Consider the following 20,573-nt stretch of genomic DNA (forward strand, 5'->3'; position numbering starts at 1 on the left):
CCGGAGGCTCACAGGGCGGGGCCTGTCGTCGCCCACACCTGCTTCGCTGCGGGCGGGCGCACCGGGGCCCGGCCCGCGGCCGGCTCCCGGACCAGGGAGCGGGCGGGCCGGGCCCCAGGGGTTCCGGCGGCGGCTGCGGCGTCAGGACACCGTCAGCGCCCGGATCGCGGTCGGCGCGTGGCCCGGTTCGGATGCCACGTCCTCGAACTCGTTCACCGACGCGATGTCGCTCCCGCTCATCGAGATGTTCGTGACCCGCTCCAGGATCGCCTCGACGACGACCGGGACCCGGTGCTCGGCGGCGAGCTTCTTCGCCTCCTCGAAGGCCGGCAGCAGCCGGTCGGGCTCCGTGACCCGGATCGCCTTGCAGCCCAGGCCCTCCACGACCTTGACGTGGTCCACGCCGTAGACGCCCAGCTCCGGGGAGTTGAGGTTCTCGAACTCCAGGTTGACCTGGAAGTCGATGTCGAAGTTGCGCTGCGCCTGCCGGATGAGCCCCAGGTAGGAGTTGTTCACCAGCACGTGCACGTACGGGATGCGGTGCTGCGCGCCGACGGCGAGCTCCTCCAGCATGAACTGGAAGTCGTAGTCGCCCGAGAGGGCGACCACGGAACCGTCCGGGTCGGCCGTGGCGACACCCAGCGCGGCGGGGATCGTCCAGCCGAGCGGCCCGGCCTGACCGCAGTTGATCCAGTGGCGCGGGCGGTAGACGTGCAGCATCTGCGCGCCGGCGATCTGGGAGAGGCCGATGGTCGAGACGTACCGGGTCTCGGGGCCGAACGCCCGGTTCATCTCCTCGTAGACCCGCTGCGGCTTCAGCGGCACGTCGTCGAAGTGCGTACGGCGCTGCAGCGTGGCCCGCCGTTCCTGCGTGGACGCGGCCCACCGTGAGCGGTCCTTCAGCTTGCCCGCCGCCACGAGTTCCCGCGCCACCTCGACGAAGAGCGCCAGTGCCGCCTTCGCGTCGGAGGCGATACCGAGGTCGGGGGCGAAGATCCTGCCCAGCTGGGTGGGCTCGATGTCGACGTGGACGAAGGTGCGGCCCGCGGTGTAGACGTCCAGCTTGCCGGTGTGGCGATTGGCCCAGCGGTTGCCGATGCCGAGGACGAAGTCGGACTCCAGGAAGTTCGCGTTGCCGTAGCGGTGCGAGGTCTGCAGGCCGACCATGCCCGCGTTCAGCTCGTGGTCGTCGGGGAGGATGCCCCAGCCCATCAGGGTGGGGACGACCGGGACGCCGGTCAGCTCGGCGAACTCCACCAGGAGGGCGGAGGCGTCGGCGTTGATGATGCCGCCGCCCGCGACGATCAGCGGGCGCTCGGAGGCGTTCAGCATCTCGACGGCCCGCTCGATCTGCCGGCGGCTCGCGGCGGGCTTGTGCACCGGCAGCGGCTCGTACAGCTCGGGGTCGAACTCGATCTCGGTGAGCTGCACGTCGATCGGCAGGTCGATGAGGACAGGCCCCGGTCGGCCCGTGCGCATCAGGTGGAAGGCCTGCTGGAAGACCCCCGGGACCTGCGCGGCCTCCAGGACGGTGGTCGCGGCCTTCGTCACCGGCGCGGCGATCGACGCGATGTCGACCGCCTGGAAGTCCTCCTTGTGGAGGACGGCGGTGGGCGCCTGGCCGGTGATGCAGAGGATCGGGATCGAGTCGGCGATGGCCGAGTAGAGGCCGGTGATCATGTCGGTGCCGGCGGGACCCGACGTGCCGATGCAGACACCGATGTTACCGGCCGCGGCCCGGGTGTAGCCCTCCGCCATGTGGGAGGCGCCCTCGACGTGGCGGGCGAGGGTGTGCTGCACCCCGCCGGATGCCTTGAGGGCCGCGTAGAACGGGTTGATCGCCGCACCCGGCACACCGAACGCGTTGCTGACGCCTTCGCGCTTGAGGATCTCAACTGCCGCTCGGGCAGCGGTCATACGAGGCATGAGTGCTCCTGCTCGGACCTGGTGGAGTCGGGCTCTGTCGCGCCACCTGAGAGCACCAATTCCGCATTACGGAAATTTAGTTCTGCTATACGGAATCAATTTAGGGCGGGCCGCCACGACCGTCAAGGGAGGAGGGGGAGACGGCGGAACCCATCGGGCCGAAGTGCGCAATTCCCTCCCCCGGGCGTCGCTCCTGGTGGACGATGGGGACACACGACGGAGTCACCGCCGCGGCGGCGGGAGGAAGGGGCGGCACGTGGAGTCCGTACCGGTGCGCTGCCCGGCCTGCCACCGGGAGCACGCGTTCGTCACGCCGGTGTATCCCTGCCCGTGCGGCTCCCCGACCGCCCCGCCGCTGATGCGCGGCGCGCCGGCCGTACCCATCACGCACCGCACCTGGAACGACGACTGGGTGAGTGTGCGGTGCCACTCCTGCGGGCGCCGCGACCAGTGGCCGCACCCCGAACTCTGCTGCCCGTGCGGTGCGGTGCTGCGCATACCCGTGCGCCCGGTGACCGCGCACGGCCCCACGCCGACGCCCGCCGCGCCGGGTTCGTCCGACCCCGCGCACATACCGGTGCCGCGCACGGCCGCGCACCCGAGGCCCTCGTTCCGCCCCCTGGTGATACGCACGGCCCGCGACGCGGTGAACACGGCGGCGCTGTACCTGAAGTGGCTGGGCTTCAGCGATGTGGTCGGGTCCGAGGTCCGGCCCAGCTGCCGGATCGACCTCAGGGCCGCCGGCCTCATCGCCCAGGTCGACGCGACCACGCGACCGACCGCCCCGCGCGACGTGGAGTGCCTCTGGCTGAACGCGCTGAACACCTCGGTGACAGGCGTACTGTTCTCCCTGGCCGGCTATACGGACGAAGCCCGCTCACGCGCCGACAACCTCGTCGTCCCGCTGTTCGTCCTGGACCTCACCAACACCCCGCAGCCGGTGAACGGGGCCGCCGACGAGTTGATCAGCGTCGGTCCGTGACACCCGGACCCGGTCGCATGATTTCGGTCACCTGTGCCCCGCCGACCGCATATGTTCGAGCTGTTGTCATTATGAGGACGTAGAGTGAAGACATGCTCTTAACTCTCCGGCATATCACCCACCCCACACCCGATCTGACGGCCCAGCCCGCCCACCCCTCGGCCGTCGAGGCCAACGACGCGATCCGCGCACTCGTCGACTCGCGGGCCGGTCAGGACTGGACTCCGGTGGAGGCCGCCGAGTACGAGGTGTTGCTCATCGAGTGGGCGGCCGCGACCCAGGGCATAGGCTCCGGCGTCATCGAGGCCGCCTGACCCGGCGGCCCCCGGCGCGGTCTACGCGCCGTACCCCTCCCGCAGTTCGACCTTCCGGACCTTGCCGCTGACGGTCATCGGGAACGCCTCCAGGATCCGCAGCCCGCGCGGGATCTTGTAGTGCGCCAGCTGTTCACGGCAGTACGCGCCCAGCTCGTCGAGCGTGGGCGGATCGGCCGGGTCACGGGGAATGACGCAGGCCAGGATCTCCTCGCCGTACCGGTCGTCCGGCACCCCGACCACCTGGACGTCCGCGATCTTCGGGTGACCGTAGAGGAACTCCTCGATCTCACGGGGATACACGTTCTCGCCGCCACGGATGATCATGTCCTTGATCCGGCCGACGATCTGGACGTAACCGTCCTCCCGCATCACCGCGAGGTCCCCCGTGTGCATCCAGCGTCCCGCGTCGACGACTTCGGCGGTCCGCTCCGGCTGTTCCCAGTAGCCGAGCATCACGCTGTATCCCCGGGTGCACAGTTCACCGGCCTCGCCGCGCGGCAGGGTCACACCGGTCACCGGGTCGACGACCTTCACCTCGGTGTGGGGCATCACCCGGCCCACCGTTCCCGTGCGGCGCTCCAGGTCGTCCTCCCGGCGGGTCTGGGTGGAGACGGGCGAGGTCTCCGTCATGCCGTAGCAGATGGACACCTCGTCCATGTGCATCTCCGCCACGACCCTCTTCATCACCTCGACGGGACAGGGCGATCCGGCCATGATCCCGGTGCGGAGCGAGGAGAGGTCGTACGAGGCGAAGCCGGGGAGGCCGAGCTCCGCGATGAACATCGTGGGCACGCCGTAGAGCGAGGTGCACCGCTCCTGCTGGACGGCGGCCAGCACCGCGGCGGGCTCGAAGGCGGGTGCGGGGATCACGATGCAGGCGCCGTGCGAGGTGATGCCGAGGTTTCCCATGACCATGCCGAAGCAGTGGTAGAACGGCACGGGCAGACAGACCCGGTCCTGTTCGGTGTAAGCGACCAACTCCCCGACGAAATAGCCGTTGTTGAGGATGCTGTGGTGGGAGAGCGTGGCGCCCTTGGGGAAGCCCGTGGTCCCGGAGGTGTACTGGATGTTGATCGGGTCGTCGCAGGACAACTCCGCTTCGCGGGCCGCCAGCTGCCGCGCGGTCACCGCCCCTGACGCGGCGGTCAGTTCGTCCCAGGACGGGTCGCCGATGTGGTGGACCGACCGCAGCCCGGGACAGTTCCCGCGGACCTGGGCGACGAGAGCGCGGTAGTCGCTGGTGCGGTGGGCGAGCGAGGCGATCAGGACGGAGATCCCGGCATGCTTGAGCACGTACTCCAGTTCGTGCGCGCGGTAGGCGGGATTGATGTTGACCAGGACGGCACCGATGCGTGCCGTGGCGTACTGCACGAGAACCCATTCCGGGCAGTTGACCGCCCAGATGCCGACCCGGTCGCCCTTGGCCACCCCCGACGCCATCAGCCCGCGGGCCAGTTCCTCGACGGCGGCGCCGAACTCGTCGTAGGTCCAGCGGCGTCCGGAGACGACGTCGACCAGGGCCTCACGCTCCCCGAACGCCTCGATCGCCCGGTCCAGGTTGCGACCGATGGTGTCGCCGAGCAGCGCGGTGTCGCCGGTGCCGTGCGCGTAGGAGAGACCGCTCATCGCACGTCCCCCTCGTCGAACTCGGTGCCGGTCCCCTGCGCCGTGCGCTCGCGCAGCTCGATCCTGCGGATCTTCCCGGAGACGGTCTTGGGCAGTTCGGCGAACTCCAGGCGGCGGATGCGTTTGTACGGGGCGAGGACCGAGCGGGAGTGCTCGAACAGCACCTTCGCGGTGCCGGGCCCCGGCTCCCAGCCCTCGGCGAGCACGACGTACGCCTTCGGGACGGAGAGCCGCACCGGGTCGGGCGAAGGCACGACCGCGGCCTCGGCGACCGCCTCGTGCTCCAGCAGGGCGCTCTCCAGCTCGAACGGCGAGATCTTGTAGTCGGAGGCCTTGAACACGTCGTCGGCCCGGCCCACGTAGGTGATGTAGCCGTCCTCGTCCCGTGCACCGATGTCACCCGTGCGGTAGTAACCGCCCGCCATGGCCTCGGCCGTGCGCTCCGGGTCCCCGTGGTAGCCGGTCATCAGGCCGACGGGGGCCGCGGACAGATCGAGGCAGATCTCGCCGTCCGCCGAGCCCGGTTCGCCGGTGACCGGGTCGAGCAGCTCGACCTTGAACCCGGGACTCGGGCGTCCCATGGAGCCGGCCTTGAGCAGCTGTCCCGGTGTGTTGGCCACCTGCACGGCGGTCTCGGTCTGGCCGAAGCCGTCCCGGATGGTGACACCCCAGGCGCGTCGGACGCTCTCGATGACCTCGGGGTTGAGCGGTTCGCCGGCCGCGACGACCTCGCGCGGGGGTGTCTTCAGCTGTGTGAGGTCGGCCTGGATGAGCATCCGCCAGACCGTCGGCGGGGCACAGAAGCTGGTGATCGCCGAGCGGTCCATCTCCGCCATCAGCCGCGCGGCGTCGAACCGGGTGTAGTTGAAGATGAAGACGGTGGCCTCGGCGCTCCACGGCGCGAAGAGGTTCGACCACGCGTGCTTCGCCCAGCCGGGCGAGGAGATGTTCAGATGCACGTCCCCGGGCTTGAGCCCGATCCAGTACATCGTCGACAGATGGCCTACGGGGTACGAGACATGGGTGTGCTCGACCAGCTTCGGACTCGCCGTGGTCCCCGAGGTGAAGTAGAGCATCAGCGGTTCGTCGGCGTCCGTCTCCCGGTCCGGCGTGAAGCTCACCGGCGCGTCGTCGGCCCCGCTGTAGGAGAGCCACCCCTCGACGTCGGCGCCGACCGCGATCCGGGTGTAGTCGCCGGGCACCTCGTCGAACTTCGCGGTGTCCGCCGACCGTACGAGGACATGGCGGACCCGGCCGCGCTCGACCCGGTCCCGCAGGTCGGCCGGCCCCAGCAGGGGGGTGGCGGGGATGACGACGGCGCGCAGTTTCATCGCTGCCAGGGCCGTCTCCCACAGCTCGACCTGGTTGCCGAGCATGACGAGGATCCGGTCGCCCGCGGCCACGCCCTGCTTCCGCAGCCAGTTCGCCGCCCGGTCGGAGCGGGCGGCCATCCGGGCGAAGGACACCTCGGTGCGGCCGCCGTCCTCCTCCACGATGTGCAGGGCGGTGCGGTCGTTGTCCTCGGCGATGACGTCGAACCAGTCGAGCGCCCAGTTGAAGTGGGCGGGCCGGGGCCAGCTGAAGCCCTCGTACGCCGTGGTGTAGTCCTCACGGTGCTCGATCAGGAAGTCCCGGGCCGCCCGGAACGTCTCCGTCGCACTCGTTGCCGGCATGTGCCCTCCTCGTCGTGAACTGGTCCATTACCATCATGTGAACAGTGACCCAGATCTCACCACCCCCGAACAGGGGTGGGACCGACAGGGCGGAGAGCATCGGCGTGCCGGAAGCGGGCGAGGCGACCGAGCTGCGCGCGGCCCTGCTGGGGCTGCGCCGGACGAGCGGGCTGCCGGTGGTCTTCGGCGGGCTGCTGTCCGACGCCCGCCACGCCCTGATCGCCGAGCTGAGCGGGGCACAGACCCCGGCCCTGCGCGGGCTCGTCATCTCGGCGGGCAGCGGCCTCGGCGGCAAGGCGATCGCCCTGTCGCGGCCGTGCGCGGTCACGGACTACTCCTCGTCGCGCCACATCAGCCATGAGTACGACTTCGCGGTCGCGACGGAGGGCCTGCGCTCGGTCGTCGCGGTGCCCGTCGTCGTGCGGCGGGCGGTGCGCGGGGTGCTGTACGGGGCACTGCGCCAGCCGCTCACGCTCGGGGACCGTACGTTCGACGCGGTGGCCTCGGCTGCCCGGGACGTGGAGCAGGCCCTGGCCGTCCGGGACGAGGTGCAGCACCTGCTGGCGGCCACGCGGGAACAGATCGCCGATCCGGGCACGGGCCCCGGCACCTGGGAGGACGTCCGCGAGGCGCATCGCGAGCTGCGCGCCCTGGCGCCGAAGATCGTGGATCCGGCGCTGCGCGGCGAACTGCTCGCCGTGTGCGGGCGGCTCGCGTCCGCGGCGGAGGCGGACCGTGCTCCCTCGGCCGGGCGGGTGCGGCTGGCGCCGCGCGAGGTGGACGTGATCGCCTGCGTCGCGTCGGGCGCGACGAACTCGGCGGCGGCGGAACGCCTGGGGCTGCGGCCGGAGACCGTGAAGAGTTATCTGCGGTCCGCGATGCGGAAGCTGGGGGCGCACACCCGGCTGGAGGCTGTGGTGGCGGCGCGCCGGGCGGGTCTGCTGCCGTAGCCGGTCCCCCCGCGAGCCGGCTCACCCCGGCCGGGGCGGCTCAGTCCCCGAAGTCGACGAACGTGCCGAACCGGACGTCGTACGCGGGTGCCGGGGACATCACGGTCAGCAGGTCCACGGCCTCCTGGGTGATCTCCTCGCGGGTGGCCGGGGCGAGCTCGCCCAGGGCCTGGACGGTGACGACCGCCGTGTCCTCGGCCTCGTCGAGGCGCCAGAGCGCGGTCAGGAACCCGTCGGCCAGGACCGTTCCGTAGGACTGGTTGCCCACTCCGTTGCGCCCCCTGTACGCGGACGGGATCACCCGGGTCCGGTCGGCGTGGCCGAGCAGGATGTTGTCGAACTCGGGGAGGAAGCGCGCCGGGGCAGGGGTCTCGGGGTCGGGGCGCGGGGCCTCGGGCAGGTCGAAGAGCTCGACGCCGTTCTCGTCGCGGAAGGTGACCAGGCGGGGGCGCAGGCGGTCGAAGACCTCGCGCATACGGGTGAGCCCGGCCCACGTCTGCATGTCCTTCACCGAAGCGGGTCCGAAGGCGCCGAGGTAGCGCAGAACGGTCGCGTCGGGCGAGGCCGCCGGTCGCGAGGGGCTGCCCAGCCAGTGCTCGGCGGTCGTCAGGGAGACCTGCCCGCTGCGCCCCCAGAGCCCGCGGGGGGTGACCTGGACCAGCGGCAGCCGGCAGCGGGCGGCGACCGCGAGTGCCCGGGGGTCGGCTTGCGGCCAGTGGACGATCAGTTCCTCCCGCAGTTCTCGCATGGTGCGCGGCCGCTCCTCCACGAGGTCCCTGGCGAGTGAGGCGAGCCGGTCCAGGTCGACACCCGCGAGGCCGCTCCGGAACATGTTCAGCTCCCGGTCGCGCGCGGGCTGGACCAGGGGGCGCAGTGTGAGGGCGTCCTCGGCGGTGTGGGTGTGGATGGTGGAACGCAGGGTGACGATCCTGACCACCTCGCGGGACTCCATCAGCGCCGCGAGCGCGTCCGGGTCGAAGTTTTCCAGCCGGGAGAAGAGCTGGAAGTACGGCGGCCGGGTGTTCTGCGCCTGGAGGCCGACCAGACGGCTGACGGCGTCCCTGACCGGGAGGGCTGTGCGGCGCAACAGCAACTGCCGTTCCATCGTTGCCCTGTTGAGCGCACGGGTGGAGAGCACGGGAGCGTTCTTGGCGGCCATGGTCCGCAGACTACGCGGGGCCTTGGGCGGGGTGCGGAACGGGCGACACTCGCACGGCCCACGAAGCACCGGCGGGAAGGCACCGGCCCGCATGATGGGGCGGTGATCAGCGTCCTGTTCGCGGTCCTGACCGCTCTCAGCAACGGCACCGCCTCGGTGCTCCAGCGCCGCGCCGCCCTCGGGGTGCCCGACAGCGACGCGATGCGCCTGGCACTGATCGTGCGTCTGCTGCGGCAGAAGGTGTGGCTCGTCGGGATCGCTCTGGTGGTCGTCGCCGCGGTCTGTCAGGCCGTGGCCCTGGCCACGGGGCCCATCGCGGTGGTCCAGCCCATCTTCGTGATCGAGCTGCCCGCGACCCTGCTGGTCGCCGGCTTCGTCATGCGGGTGAGGGTGTCGCGGCAGGTCTGGTGCGGGGTGGCGGCCGTGACACTGGGTCTGGCACTCGGTATGGCGGCCGCCGCGCCGGTCGGCGGCAGCGACGACGTGCAGGGGGCCGCCTGGGTCCCGGCTCTTCTGGCGACCGGGGCCTTCGAGGCCGCACTGATCGCCACGGCGCTCGGCATCGGCGGAAACGCGCGGGCCGCGCTGTTGGGTCTGGCCGCGGCGTGCGGGTACGCGCTGACCGCCGCGCTGATGAAGGACGCCATGTCGCGGCTGGACGCCGGCGGCGTGGTCGGTCTGCTGACGGCGTGGCAGCTCTACGCCACCGCGGCGGCCGGGGTGGGCGCGCTGTTCCTCCTCCAGAACGCGCTCCAGGCCGGCTCCCTGGTGGCGGTGCAGCCGATGCTGACACTCGGGGACGCGCTGATCAGCATCGCCTACGGCGTGACCCTGTTCGGGGAGGAGCTGCGGACCGGGTGGTGGCTGCTCCCCCAGCTGGCCGGGGTGGCTCTGATCGCCGCCGGCTGTGTCGTCCTCGCCCGTTCCCCCTTGGCGACGGCGAACGCAGCCCCGCCACGCACGGATTGAACCCCTCAGGGGCGCCCCCGCGCCGGAACCTCCTCGCCGGGCGGCACCGGCCCGGGCGGGGTCCCGTCGCCGAACGGACGGCCGCCCAGCTGCGCACGGTGGTGGGGGGTCGGCCAGCCCGAGAGTTCGGGGCCGAGCGGCACGATGCCGGTCGGGTTGATACCGGTGTGCACCCGGTAGTAGTGCTGCTTGATGTGGTGGAAGTCGACGGTGTCGCCGAAGCCCGGGGTCTGGAAGAGGTCCCGTGCGTACGCCCACAGGACGGGGTCCTCGGCGAGCTTCGAGCGGTTGCACTTGAAATGCCCGTGATAGACGGCGTCGAAGCGCACCAGGGTGGTGAACAGCCGGATGTCGGCCTCGGTGATCGTGTCACCGACCAGGTAACGCTGCCCGGCGAGGCGTTCGGAGACCAGGTCCAGGCGGCGGAACACATCGGCGTACGCGGCTTCGTACTCACCCTGACCGGCGGCGAACCCCGCCCGGTAGACGCCGTTGTTGACGTCGCGGTAGATACCGTCCATCACGGTGTCGATCTCGTCGCGATGCCGCTGCGGGTAGAGGTCGGGGGCGCCGGGGCGGTGCAGCTCCGTCCACTCGGTGGCCAGGTCCAGCGTGATCTGCTGGTAGTCGTTGGTGACCAGGGCCCTGGTCGGCACGTCGACGATCGCGGGCACGCTGACCCCGCCCGGGTAGCCGTGTTCCCGGGCGTCGTAGGCCTCGCTCAGGTAGCCGATGCCGAGCACCGGGTCCTTGCCGCCCTCGTCGAGGGTGAAGCGCCAGCTGCGGTCGTCCTGGACGGGGTCGGCGACGGCCAGGGAGAGGACGCTCTCCAGCCCGAGCAGCCGCCGTGAGACCAGGGCCCTGCTCGCCCAGGGGCAGGCCCGGCTGACGACGAGACGGTAGCGCCCCGCCTCGACGGGCCAGCCGTCACGGCCGTCGGCGGTGACGCGGTCCGCGAAGTGGCTGCGGGAGCGCTTGAAGGGCTTGTGCCCGTACGAGGTGTTCCCGCCGGGTTCCCGGTCCTCGGTGTCGCTCATGGTGTTCCCTTCGGGGCGTCGGTGGCCTCGGGCGCCCGGGAGGACGCCTCGGGCCGTCTCCTTCCCCGCCTGCCCGCCGCGACGTCGGCCAGTGCCACGACGAGGCCCGCGAGGACGAACGCGACGGAGACGAGGAGCCCGTGGTCGTAGGCCGCCGCCCAGTCACCCGGTCCCAGCTGGGCGAAGAAGACCGAACCCACCGCGGCGATCCCGATGGCCGAGCCGACGCGCTGGCTGGTCTGGAGGGTTCCCCCGGCACTGCCCGCGTTGCCGACGGGCACCTCGGAGAGGGTGAGGGTCTGGTTGGGCGCGATGACGAGCCCGCTGCCCAGGCCGGCCAGCAGCAGCGGGGCCGCCATCGCGAGCCCGGCGCCCCTGCCCGGGACCAGGTGCGCGGCCAGGGCGGTGAGCCCGAGTCCGACGGCCACCATGGTGAGTCCCACGACGATGAGGGGCCTCCCGAACCTGCCGACCAGCCGGCCTCCGATGCTCGCCGAGGCGCCCGCTCCCAAGGCGAACGGGGTGATCGCGAGGCCCGCCTCCAGGGCGCTGTAGTCCAGCCCGGACTGGAGGTAGAGCGTGCTGATGAAGAAGATCGAGGTGAAGCCGGCGAAGTACAGCAGGATCATCAGGCAGCCCAGCCAGAAGGACCTGAGCCGGAAGAGTGAAAGGTCGAGCACGGGCTGGATGTTCCGTCGCGCGCAGCGGGACTCCCAGGCGACGAACGCCGTGAGCAGGACCGCGGCCACTGCCACGAGCAGCCACTTGCCGTTGCCCGGCCACTGCTGGGCCTGGACGAACGGCAGCAGCAGGGCGAGGACCCCCGCGCCGAGGAGCAGGACGCCGACCGGGTCCAGGTCGCGCGGGCGCACCCGGGTCGCCGAGGGGGTGTCGGGGAGCAGCCGCCGGGCCAGCAGGAGGCAGACGATCCCGATCGGCAGGTTGACGTAGAACACCCAGCGCCAGCCCTCCTGCGCGCCGGCACCCTGGATCAGCAGACCGCCCAGCAGTGGGCCGACGGCGGTGGAGATGCCGACCACGGTGCCGAACATGCCGAAGGCCCGGCCGCGCTCGCGTCCGGAGAACATCTGCTGGATCAGCGCGGAGATCTGGGGCGAGAGCAGTCCGCCCGCCGCCCCCTGGAGGAGCCGGGCGATGACGAGCCAGAGGCTGGACTGGGCGGCCCCGCAGGCGGCGGACGCCAGCGTGAACAGGGTCAGCCCCGCCATGAACACCGCGCGCCTGCCCCGCGCGTCGCCGAGGCGTCCGCCGGGGATGAGGACGAGCCCGAAGGCGAGCGCGTAGCCGGACAGCACCCACTGGAGGTCGGACTCGGGGGTGTCGAGGCCCTCCTTGATGGACGGCAGCGCCACGTTGACGATGGAGACGTCCAGCAGCGTCATGAACCCCGCCACCAGACAGACGGCGAGGGCACGCCAGCGACGGGGGTCGGAGGGGCCGGGGCCGGGCATGCCCGTGTCCCGGTGCTCCGTGCTCTCTGCCATGGTCCGCACCCTAGTTCGCGCCCGTCCGGACGTCGTCCCGGGCGCGCCGTAGGCGGGGTGGCGGGCCCCGGTCAGCGGTGGCCGGTTCCGACCCGGCGTGCCCGGCCCCATCCGGGGTACCGATCGGTCATGACTGTCGCCAAAACGAGCGTTCTGGTCCTGGACTGCGCCGAGCCGATCGAGCTCGCCGACTTCTACGCGAACCTCCTCGACGCGGAGGCGCGGATAGGGAGCGATCCTGACTTCGTCGAGATAGTGGGAAACACCGGGGTGCACCTGGCTGTCCGGCGCGACCACGGTTACGCGCCGCCGAGCTGGCCGCGCCCGGAGGACTCCCTTCAGGCGCATCTGCGCATCCTGGTGGGCCCGGAGGACATGGACGAGGCCGAGCGCGAGGCGATAGGTCTCGGCGCCCGGCCCGTTGACACGGGAGACGGCAACGGAGGTCCGCGTGACGTCCGGGTCTACAACGACCCGGCCGGGCACTCGTTCTCGCTGGCGGTGTATCCGGCCCCACCGTCGTCGGCAGGGCCGGCCTCGTAGGGGCGGGTTCCCCTCCGGGCCAGCGCTTCGGCCCGGGAAGGCGTTCCGTAGGATCCCAGGGTGACGACGGGGACAGGGACGACGACGGGGACCGGGGCGGCGTGGGCGGGGCCGCCGCCGAACGGGGCGGAGCGACTTCTGCTCGAGGCGGCGGGCGACCGGGAGGCGTTGCCGGCCGTACTGGCCACGAGCAGGCTCTTCGTACTCGTCGCCCGGCTGCACGCGGACACCCCCGGTTTCACTCCCCCGCTCACCGCACAGCCGGATCCTGCCGATCCGGGCCGGATGTGTGTCACGGTGCTGACGTCCGGCATGCTGCCGCCCTGGCATCCGGACTGGGTGTTCGAGGCGATCGGTGTCGACGAGCTCGTACGCCGGTGGCCGGACAAGGTGCGGTGGCTGGGGGTCAATCCGGGCACACCGTACGCCGCCACCCTCGAGGCCGGTGCGGGACGCCGCCGGGCGTGGCTGAAGGCCCACGCGCGGTCCGGCGGGCCTCCGGGCGGTCTGCTGCTGACCCACGGAGCCGGTCCGCTGCACGGGCCGGTCGCACACGGACTGGCCCTCGGCGCCCACCTGGCGGTGCACAACGGTCTCGTCTGGAACGACCTGGGCGCCGCCTACGAGGGGTACACGACGGACCGGGCACGGCTCCGTAGTCCCTGGGGCGTACTGAACCGCGCCGCCTACCGGGAGACCCTCGAAGCGCTGCTGGCGACCCGGCTGGTCGGCCGTACGCACGAGTCGGTGATCGGGATCCGCCGAACCCTCGCCGGGCGGCTGGGCCGCACCCCGACGGTTGCCGAGTGGTCCGAGGCGGTGACCGTCGAGATGACGCGCCGCCAGTCCACGGCGGCCGAGACGGCCGAGGCCCACGAGGCGCTGCGGCTGGCCGTCACGTACGAGGACAGGTTCCGTGCGGACGGTGCCCTCGGGCCGGGCGAACGGGTCGACACCCTGGCCGCCTTCGACTACGGGCGTGCGGTCAACGTCGTACGACTGGCGCTGGGGGCCCGCCTCTGCGATCCGCACGAGGCGGAACAGGCCGTGCTGCGGATCGGCGCCCTGGCCAAGCGTGCCTACGGTTCCTGGGCGCAGTTCTCCCTCGGCTACTCGCTGACCCGCGTGATGCACTTCGACGAGGACGACCCGTCCGGAGTGAAGTACGGGCAGTCGCTCGCGCAGCACCGCATCCTGACCCAGGCCCCCGACAGCCCCTACCGGAACATCGCATGGTGATGAACTCGCTGCCCCCCTTCCCCGGCAACCCTCATGGCGCCCCCTGGGTGCCGCCGTCCGTGACGGAGCATCTGCTGTACGAGGCGGGAGCGCGCGGCGACGCGGAGGCACAACTGCGCGTGCTGGCGGGCGAGGAGCTCTACATCGTCGCGCCGAGGGCAGAGGTGGACGCGGCTCCCGACATGGTCAGGTGGCGCTCGTACCGGGACGAGGCCGGCCGGAGCTGCCTGCCGGTGCTCACCCGGGGGATGCTGCCGCCCTGGCATCCGGACTGGGTGTTCCACGGTGTCTCCCTCAAGTGGATCGCGGAGACCGACTGGAGCGACCCCCATCAGCTGTTGTCCGTCAACGCGGGCACTCCGGCCCAGATCCTCTTCCCGGCGACGCCCCCGCACCGCGCGATGTGGCTGCGCTACCACGCGGAGAACGACCGCCCTCGGAGTGACCGGCTGATCGCGTTGCGCCACGGAGCGCTGCGCGGCCCCCTGGCCTACGGGCTGGCGTGCGGGGCGCATCTGGCGATCGGCAACGGTGTCCCGTGGAACGAGGTGGGCACCGCCTACAGGGAGTACTCGTGCGAGCGGGAGCAGCTCCGCGACTCCTGGGGCATCACCGGACCGAGCGGCTGGCGCAGGCAGTTGGACTTCCTGCTGGAAGCGCAGAACAGTCCGGCCGAGCCTGATTTCGTGCTCCGGGTGCGTGAACAGCTCAGGGGCGGGCTCGGCGAGCCGCCCTCCGCGGACTTGTGGCGCGAGACGGCCGCCGGGCACGCCCAGGACATCGGGGTGGGCCACGGCACGGTCAAGGACATCGAGGAGCTGGTGCGGCGCATCGTGAGGTACGAGGCGCGGTTCCGTGCCGACGGGCTGCTGCCGCCGGACGGCCGGGTCACCACGACGGTCGCCTACGACTACGGACGCGCCGTGAACCTGGCCAGGTGGGGGCTGTCCGCTCGTTTCTGCGTGCCGCACGAGGCGGAGCAGGCGATCGTGTACGCCGGTGCGCTGAGCAGATCGGCCTACCACTCCTGGGAGGAGTTCTCGGCGGGCTACGCACTGGGCCGTGTGCTGCGGTTCGACGGCGAGGACTACGGCGACTACTACCTGGACAACGTCACGGCGCACCGTCTGCTGACGGAGAGTGAGGGCAGCCCGTGGCGGAACCTCGCCTGGCGCTGAGTACGCGGCGCCCCCGCCGCGCGCCGCCGGTCGGTGGATGGCCGCCACGGCGAGCCCCGGGGGAGCTCAGCCTCGGGGACGCGCCGCGGAACACACGCCCTGCACCCGATATGACCTCGCATCACCAGGTGTGCGGCGCGCGTGGGGCGATGACGCCCGGAATTAACCTCCGGTCTCTTGCCACGGTCGGTCTACGCGCATAGTTTTTGGCCCTCACTACACATTTGGGGGCAGTTCCCGTGCACATAGCCAGACCCGGCTCCGCCCTGCTGGCCGCCGCCGTCGCCGTGACCCTGTCGGTGACCGCGCTGCCCGCCGCCTTCGCGGCACCGTCGACGTCGGCCGTCATCTCCGAGGTGTACGGCGGCGGGGGCAACTCCGGCGCGACGCTCACCCGTGACTACATCGAGCTGGCCAACGCCGGCCGGAGCCCCTTCGGCCTGTCCGGCTTCAGCGTCCAGTACCTGCCGGGCACCCCCTCCGCCGGATCGCTGTGGCAGGTCTCCGAGCTGTCCGGCGCCGTCGCGCCCGGTGGCCGCTACCTCGTCGCGCAGGCCGCGGGCACCGGCGGCACGGTGGCCCTGCCGGCCGCCGACGCGACGGGCACGGTCGCGATGTCGGCGGCGAGCGGCACGGTCGCACTCGTGTCCGGCACCGCCCCGCTCACCTGCAGGACCGCGGCGGACTGCGCCGCCGACACCCGGATCGTCGATCTCGTCGGCTACGGCTCCGCAGTCGTGCGCGAGGGCAGCGGCCCGGTGACGGGCGCCTCCGCGACCGCCTCCGTGGCGCGCGGCACGTCCCTGGCGGACACGGACGACAACGCCGCAGACCTCACCGCGGGCGCCACGACACCCGTCAACGCCGCAGGCGAGACCTCCGGCGGCTCCGGCCCGGGCGAGCCCGGCGGGCCCACCGAGCCCGGCACGGTGCGGGTCCACGACATCCAGGGAACGACCCGCCTCTCCCCGCTCGCCGGGCAGTCGGTCGCCGGGGTCCCCGGCGTCGTCACCGGCGTACGGACGTCGGGTTCGCGCGGCTTCTGGATCCAGGACACCGCCCCGGACGGCGACGCCCGCACGAGCGAGGGCCTGTTCGTCTACACCGGCTCGGCGGCACCCACCGTCGCCGTCGGCGACTCGGTCCTGGTCAGCGGAAAGGTCGCCGAGTACTACCCGGCCGCCGGTGCCCAGTCGCTCACCCAGATCACCGGCCCGTTGACCACGGTCCTGTCCTCGGGCAACGCCCTGCCGGATGCGGTCGTCCTCGATGCCGCCTCGGTGCCGGACGCCTATGTGCCGACGGCCGGGGGTGGTTCGATCGAGGCCCTCGCACTGGACCCCGCGGCATACGCCCTGGATCTTTACGAGTCGCTCGAAGGCACCCGCGTCACGATGGCCGACACCCGGGTGACGGGTGCGACGACCGCGTACGACGAGGTCTGGGTGACGGTGAAGCCGCGGGAGAACCCGACCCGGCGCGGCGGCACGCTGTACGCCTCCTACGAGGACCAGAACACCGGCCGCCTCAAGGTGATGTCGCTGAACGCCGCGCAGCCGGTCCCGGACGCGAACGTCGGCGACGTGCTGTCCGGCTCCACCACGGGTGTCGTCGACTACGCGTCGTACGGCGGATACAACGTGCAGGCCACCGAGTTGGGCGCGCTGAAGGACAACGGCCTGCGGCGCGAGGTGACGCGGAAGCAGAAGCGCAAGGAACTCGCCGTCGCCACGTACAACGTGGAGAACCTGGACGCGACCGACGATCAGGCCAAGTTCGACACGCTCGCCCAGGGCGTGGCGGTCAGCCTCTCGTCCCCGGACGTCGTGTCCCTGGAGGAGATCCAGGACGACAACGGTGCGGTGAAGGACGGCACGGTGGGGTCGGAGGCGACCCTTGAGCGCTTCACCGACGCGATCGTCGCCGCGGGCGGACCGCGGTACTCCTGGCGCTACGTCGCCCCCGAGGACGGCAAGGACGGCGGCGAGCCCGGCGGCAACATCCGCAACGTCTTCCTCTTCAACCCCGACCGGGTCGATTTCGTGGACCGCGCGGGCGGCGACGCGACCACCGCGGTGGAGGCGGTGAGGACGAAGAAGGGCGCCACTCTCTCCGTCTCGCCCGGCCGGATCAATCCCACGAGCACGGCCTGGGACGACAGCCGCAAGCCGCTGGTGGGCGAGTTCCGCTTCCGCGGCGAGCCGGTCTTCGTCATCGCCAACCACTTCGCCTCCAAGGGCGGTGACCAGTCCCTGCACGGCCGCTACCAGGAGCCGGTTCGCAGCTCGGAGACCCAGCGCGTGCGGCAGGCGGCGGAGGTCAACACCTTCGTCACGTCGTTGCTGAAGGCGGACAAGTCGGCCCGGGTCGTCACGCTCGGCGACCTGAACGACTTCGCCTTCTCCCCGACGATGACGGCGCTGACCAGTGGCAAGGTACTCAAGCCGCTGATCACGACGCTGCCCGCCGGTGAGCAGTACAGCTATGTCTACGACGGTAACTCGCAGACGCTGGACCACATCCTGACCAGCCCCGCGATCAGCCGCTTCGACTACGACGTGGTGCACATCAACGCGGAGTTCGCCGACCAGGCGAGCGACCACGACCCGCAGATCGTGCGGATCGATGTGAAGGGCCGGGGCCACCGGCACTGACACACCCGGGTGGCGGCCAGGCACGGGCCGCCACCCGGAACGCCGTCACGCCGTCACGCCGTCACGCCGTCACGCCGTCACGCCACGAACGGTGTTGCCACGACGTCTCGTTGACGATGCGGCAGCTTACGGCGACGTCGTACGCCGTGCCGGTCGGCCCGGGAGCGGGGGCGCAGCCGACGTGATCGGCGCCACAGTGGCCTCGCCGGCCCGCGCCTGGTGCGGAAGCCGCACCCCGGCGGGCTCGAGCGGCTGGTCCGTGAAGAAGCGGGTCACCAGGGCGGCGACCTCCTCGGACCGCTCCAGCACGACCCAGTGGTCGGATTCCGGCAAGGTGAGGAAGCGGCTGCCCTCGATCGTCCCGGCGAACTCCCGCTGCAGTTCCACAGACGTCACCGTGTCGTGCTCCCCCGCGAAGACGAGGGCCGGGACGCCCGACAGTCCGCCGGAGAAGTCGGGCCGGTCCCCCAGGGCCCGACGCAGCGAGTCGGCGGCATGCTCGGAGTGGGCGAGCGCGTGCAGGAACGAGCGCCGCACATAGCGCCGGGCGAGCTCCCGGCGGTGCACGGGCCGGTCCGGGTCCAGGCACATCAACCCGTCGGCGGCCAGTGCCGCGAAGCCCTCCGTGTCGCCCTCCGCCAGTGCCTGCGTCGCCCGGCGCCAGTAGGCCCGCCGGTCCTCACCGACATGCGTGGGGACGCCGCCCAGAACGAGCCGCGCGACGCGTCCCGGGTCGTGCCGGGCGCAGTCGAAGGCGACGGCCGCACCGTAGGAGAAGCCGAAGAGATTGATCCGGGAGGCGCCCAGGTCGTCGATGATCCCGGTGACCGCCGCGCGCAGGACCGGGGCGGCGGGGCCGGGTGGCAGGGGGTCGGCCGAGCCCATGCCGGGGAGGTCCGCGGTCACCACATCGGCGACCTGGCCCAGATGGTCGTCCATCTGCGGCCAGCCGAACATGCCCTGCAGCGCACCTCCGATCACCAGCACCGGTTCGGTCACCGGCGTTCCGCCGGCGGCCGGGTCGCGGGGCAGGACGCGATAGCCGTAACGCACCCCGTCCACCGTCAGTGAACGGATGATCTCCTCGGGCATGCTGCTCCTCGCTTCCCGTCAGGCTCTGGTGAGCACGAGCGCCGCGTTGTGGCCACCGAAGCCGAGCGAGGTCTTGACGGCACAGTCGAACACCGCGTGCCGGGCCTCCTTGCTCACCACCTCGACGGGGATCTCGGGGTCGGGTGCGTCGAGGTTGGCGGTCGGCGGGACAAGTTGGTGCTGGAGCGCGAGGACGGTCAGGGCGGCCTCGATACCTCCGGCGGCACCCAGGGCGTGGCCGGTCATGGCCTTCGTCGAGGTGACGAGGGGGTGCTCGCCCAGGACGCGGCGCAGCATGACCGCCTCGATGAGGTCGTTGGCGACGGTCGACGTACCGTGGGCGTTGACGTGGCCGACGTCGGAGGCGTCGAGGCCCGCGTCGGCCAGGGCGGTGCGCAGCGCCCTCTCGATGCCGAGGCCGTCGGGGTCGGGGGCCACGGCGGAGTGGGCGTCGCTGGAGGCCCCGTAGCCGGCGATCCGGGCACGGACCGTGGCGCCGCGGGCCCGTGCGTGCTCGGGGCGTTCCATCACGAGGAGGCCGGCGCCCTCGCCGACGACGAAGCCGTCGCGGTGCGAGTCGAAGGGGCGGCAGGCGGCCGTCGGGTCGTCGCGGCGCGTGGAGACGGCCCGCATCTGACAGGCGCTGGCGATCAGGAGCCGGGAGCGGACCGATTCCGCGCCGCCCGCGACGACGATGTCGCAGGCCCCGGCGCGGAGCATCTGGTGGGCCGTGCCGATGGCCACGGTGCCCGACGAGCACGCGGTGGAGACGGCCTGGCTCGGACCGTGGACGCCCAGGTCCATGGCGACGCTGCTGGCGGCGCCGTTGACGACACTCAGCGGGGCGAGCTTCGGGGAGACGCGCCGTGCTCCGCGCTCGCTGAGGGTGGTGTGCTGTTCGTCGTAGAACGGCAGGCCGCCGTGGGCGGAGCCGATGACCACGGCGACCCGTCCGCTGTCCCAGACCGCGGGGTCGAGTCCGGCGTCGGCGACCGCCTCGCGGGCGGCGATCACGGCGAGCTGGGAGAATCGGTCCATCAGCCGATGCACGGCGACGCCCAGGACGGCCCTCGTGTCGAGGCCTTCGACGGTGTACATGAAGTCGCAGGGCAGCCCGTCGAGTTCCGGCAGGTGCGGGACGGAGGGGGCGACCGCCGTGTCGCACACACCGCGCCACGCCTCGTCGACCCCCACCCCGGCGGCGGTGACCAGACCGATGCCGGTGACCGCCGCGCTGAACGGCTCGATGCCCGGACGTACGGGCACGCGTGCGAACGGCCCCCGGCCCGTCACGCGCCGGCCTTGCTGCACACGGCCTCGACCAGGCGGCCGACGGTGTCGCGCGACGACAGGACGACGTCCTCCAGATCGATGTCCATCCGGTCCTCGATGAGGAGCCGGAGCTCTTCCAGCGCGAGCGAGTCCAGTCGCAGGTGCCGGAGCGGCACCTCGGGCCGGATGGCGTCCGGGTCGGTTCCGAACCTGGTGACGAGCAAGGCGCTGATCTCTTCCGAGGTGCTCATGGGGACGCTCCTCCGCTCTCGGTACGCGGTGACGCCGGCCGCGTGGGGGGTGAGATGGCCATCGGGGACGCCGGCTGCTCGGGAGGGACCCTTTATACGCCTTCACGGCCGCCGTTCCCGACCCCGTTCCCCCGTGAGGAGTGGGGACGGCCAGGTGTGCGATTCCGCCGCGCCGCGACGGCGGGTGACACGATGGGCAC

At 71.8% G+C, this 20,573-nt stretch carries 17 protein-coding genes; 8 read left to right on the forward strand and 9 right to left on the reverse strand.

Annotation, left to right across the window (positions count from 1 at the left end; translation table 11 throughout):
• Positions 1 to 141 precede the first annotated feature (141 nt).
• Positions 142 to 1,926, reverse strand: coding sequence for a glyoxylate carboligase (gene gcl / locus JOC24_RS22030; protein WP_205022082.1), 1,785 nt, complete (start codon positions 1,924 to 1,926; stop codon positions 142 to 144).
• Positions 1,927 to 2,182: 256 nt separating this feature from the next.
• Here gcl and JOC24_RS22035 point away from each other — a divergent pair, with 256 nt between their 5' ends.
• Both JOC24_RS22035 and JOC24_RS22040 read left to right on the forward strand, forming a co-directional pair.
• Positions 2,183 to 2,908, forward strand: a complete 726-nt coding sequence (locus JOC24_RS22035; protein ID WP_205022083.1) for a hypothetical protein — start codon at positions 2,183 to 2,185, stop codon at positions 2,906 to 2,908.
• Positions 2,909 to 3,000: 92 nt separating this feature from the next.
• Positions 3,001 to 3,222 carry a hypothetical protein gene (locus tag JOC24_RS22040; protein ID WP_205022084.1) on the forward strand — a complete coding sequence of 74 codons (222 nt, stop codon included), beginning with the start codon at positions 3,001 to 3,003 and terminating at the stop codon, positions 3,220 to 3,222.
• 21 nt (positions 3,223 to 3,243) lie between these two features.
• On the opposite strand, the gene JOC24_RS22045 is transcribed toward JOC24_RS22040, so the two are convergent.
• Together JOC24_RS22045 and JOC24_RS22050 are read right to left on the reverse strand one after the other, a co-directional pair.
• The gene (locus JOC24_RS22045; RefSeq protein ID WP_205022085.1) at positions 3,244 to 4,851 is read right to left on the reverse strand and encodes an AMP-binding protein; all 1,608 of its coding nucleotides are present in this window, start codon (positions 4,849 to 4,851) and stop codon (positions 3,244 to 3,246) included.
• On the reverse strand, positions 4,848 to 6,524 hold the full coding sequence (locus tag JOC24_RS22050) for an AMP-binding protein (RefSeq protein WP_205022086.1): 1,677 nt from the start codon (positions 6,522 to 6,524) through the stop codon (positions 4,848 to 4,850). The genes JOC24_RS22045 and JOC24_RS22050 overlap by 4 nt, the downstream gene beginning before the upstream one ends.
• A gap of 104 nt (positions 6,525 to 6,628) precedes the next feature.
• Here JOC24_RS22050 and JOC24_RS22055 point away from each other — a divergent pair, with 104 nt between their 5' ends.
• Positions 6,629 to 7,474, forward strand: a complete 846-nt coding sequence (locus JOC24_RS22055) for a response regulator transcription factor (protein ID WP_205022251.1) — start codon at positions 6,629 to 6,631, stop codon at positions 7,472 to 7,474.
• 40 nt (positions 7,475 to 7,514) lie between these two features.
• Here the strand turns inward: JOC24_RS22055 and JOC24_RS22060 are convergent, their stop codons facing one another.
• Positions 7,515 to 8,633, reverse strand: a complete 1,119-nt coding sequence (locus tag JOC24_RS22060; RefSeq protein ID WP_205022087.1) for a winged helix DNA-binding domain-containing protein — start codon at positions 8,631 to 8,633, stop codon at positions 7,515 to 7,517.
• 102 nt (positions 8,634 to 8,735) lie between these two features.
• Between JOC24_RS22060 and JOC24_RS22065 the strand changes: the two genes are divergently transcribed.
• Positions 8,736 to 9,602: a DMT family transporter gene (locus tag JOC24_RS22065; RefSeq protein ID WP_205022088.1), complete on the forward strand. Its 867-nt coding sequence runs from the start codon at positions 8,736 to 8,738 to the stop codon at positions 9,600 to 9,602.
• Positions 9,603 to 9,607: 5 nt separating this feature from the next.
• Here the strand turns inward: JOC24_RS22065 and JOC24_RS22070 are convergent, their stop codons facing one another.
• Complete coding sequence (locus tag JOC24_RS22070) at positions 9,608 to 10,639, reverse strand: glutathione S-transferase family protein (RefSeq protein ID WP_205022089.1); 1,032 nt, start codon at positions 10,637 to 10,639, stop codon at positions 9,608 to 9,610.
• The gene (locus tag JOC24_RS22075) at positions 10,636 to 12,144 is read right to left on the reverse strand and encodes an MFS transporter (RefSeq protein WP_205022090.1); all 1,509 of its coding nucleotides are present in this window, start codon (positions 12,142 to 12,144) and stop codon (positions 10,636 to 10,638) included. The genes JOC24_RS22070 and JOC24_RS22075 overlap by 4 nt, the downstream gene beginning before the upstream one ends.
• Before the next feature lie 129 nt (positions 12,145 to 12,273).
• Here JOC24_RS22075 and JOC24_RS22080 point away from each other — a divergent pair, with 129 nt between their 5' ends.
• From JOC24_RS22080 to JOC24_RS22095, 4 genes are all read left to right on the forward strand, one after another.
• Positions 12,274 to 12,687 (forward strand): VOC family protein, encoded by a 414-nt coding sequence (locus tag JOC24_RS22080; RefSeq protein WP_205022091.1) that lies wholly within the window; start codon positions 12,274 to 12,276, stop codon positions 12,685 to 12,687.
• 60 nt (positions 12,688 to 12,747) lie between these two features.
• A complete protein-coding gene (locus JOC24_RS22085) occupies positions 12,748 to 13,926 on the forward strand; it encodes a DUF1266 domain-containing protein (protein ID WP_205022092.1) in 1,179 nt (392 codons plus the stop codon).
• Positions 13,920 to 15,104: a DUF1266 domain-containing protein gene (locus JOC24_RS22090; RefSeq protein ID WP_239580820.1), complete on the forward strand. Its 1,185-nt coding sequence runs from the start codon at positions 13,920 to 13,922 to the stop codon at positions 15,102 to 15,104. The genes JOC24_RS22085 and JOC24_RS22090 overlap by 7 nt, the downstream gene beginning before the upstream one ends.
• A gap of 239 nt (positions 15,105 to 15,343) precedes the next feature.
• Positions 15,344 to 17,758, forward strand: a complete 2,415-nt coding sequence (locus JOC24_RS22095; protein ID WP_205022093.1) for an endonuclease/exonuclease/phosphatase family protein — start codon at positions 15,344 to 15,346, stop codon at positions 17,756 to 17,758.
• A gap of 126 nt (positions 17,759 to 17,884) precedes the next feature.
• On the opposite strand, the gene JOC24_RS22100 is transcribed toward JOC24_RS22095, so the two are convergent.
• The 3 genes from JOC24_RS22100 to JOC24_RS22110 are packed head-to-tail and all read right to left on the reverse strand — an operon-like array spanning position 17,885 to position 20,373.
• Positions 17,885 to 18,850 (reverse strand): alpha/beta fold hydrolase, encoded by a 966-nt coding sequence (locus JOC24_RS22100; RefSeq protein WP_205022094.1) that lies wholly within the window; start codon positions 18,848 to 18,850, stop codon positions 17,885 to 17,887.
• A gap of 18 nt (positions 18,851 to 18,868) precedes the next feature.
• Positions 18,869 to 20,143, reverse strand: a complete 1,275-nt coding sequence (locus JOC24_RS22105; protein WP_205022095.1) for a beta-ketoacyl-[acyl-carrier-protein] synthase family protein — start codon at positions 20,141 to 20,143, stop codon at positions 18,869 to 18,871.
• Complete coding sequence (locus tag JOC24_RS22110; protein ID WP_205022096.1) at positions 20,140 to 20,373, reverse strand: acyl carrier protein; 234 nt, start codon at positions 20,371 to 20,373, stop codon at positions 20,140 to 20,142. The genes JOC24_RS22105 and JOC24_RS22110 overlap by 4 nt, the downstream gene beginning before the upstream one ends.
• Positions 20,374 to 20,573: the final 200 nt, after the last annotated feature.

This window comes from Streptomyces sp. HB132 (genome assembly GCF_016909575.1).
GTDB lineage: Bacteria > Actinomycetota > Actinomycetes > Streptomycetales > Streptomycetaceae > Streptomyces.

Coding starts and splice junctions, on each gene's coding strand:
- gcl (WP_205022082.1), bottom strand. CDS start 1,926: ATGCCTCGTATGACCGCTGCCCGAGCGGCAGTTGAGATCCTCAAGCGC.
- JOC24_RS22040 (WP_205022084.1), top strand. CDS start 3,001: ATGCTCTTAACTCTCCGGCATATCACCCACCCCACACCCGATCTGACG.
- JOC24_RS22045 (WP_205022085.1), bottom strand. CDS start 4,851: ATGAGCGGTCTCTCCTACGCGCACGGCACCGGCGACACCGCGCTGCTC.
- JOC24_RS22050 (WP_205022086.1), bottom strand. CDS start 6,524: ATGCCGGCAACGAGTGCGACGGAGACGTTCCGGGCGGCCCGGGACTTC.
- JOC24_RS22060 (WP_205022087.1), bottom strand. CDS start 8,633: ATGGCCGCCAAGAACGCTCCCGTGCTCTCCACCCGTGCGCTCAACAGG.
- JOC24_RS22070 (WP_205022089.1), bottom strand. CDS start 10,639: ATGAGCGACACCGAGGACCGGGAACCCGGCGGGAACACCTCGTACGGG.
- JOC24_RS22075 (WP_205022090.1), bottom strand. CDS start 12,144: ATGGCAGAGAGCACGGAGCACCGGGACACGGGCATGCCCGGCCCCGGC.
- JOC24_RS22080 (WP_205022091.1), top strand. CDS start 12,274: ATGACTGTCGCCAAAACGAGCGTTCTGGTCCTGGACTGCGCCGAGCCG.
- JOC24_RS22090 (WP_239580820.1), top strand. CDS start 13,920: ATGGTGATGAACTCGCTGCCCCCCTTCCCCGGCAACCCTCATGGCGCC.
- JOC24_RS22100 (WP_205022094.1), bottom strand. CDS start 18,850: ATGCCCGAGGAGATCATCCGTTCACTGACGGTGGACGGGGTGCGTTAC.
- JOC24_RS22110 (WP_205022096.1), bottom strand. CDS start 20,373: ATGAGCACCTCGGAAGAGATCAGCGCCTTGCTCGTCACCAGGTTCGGA.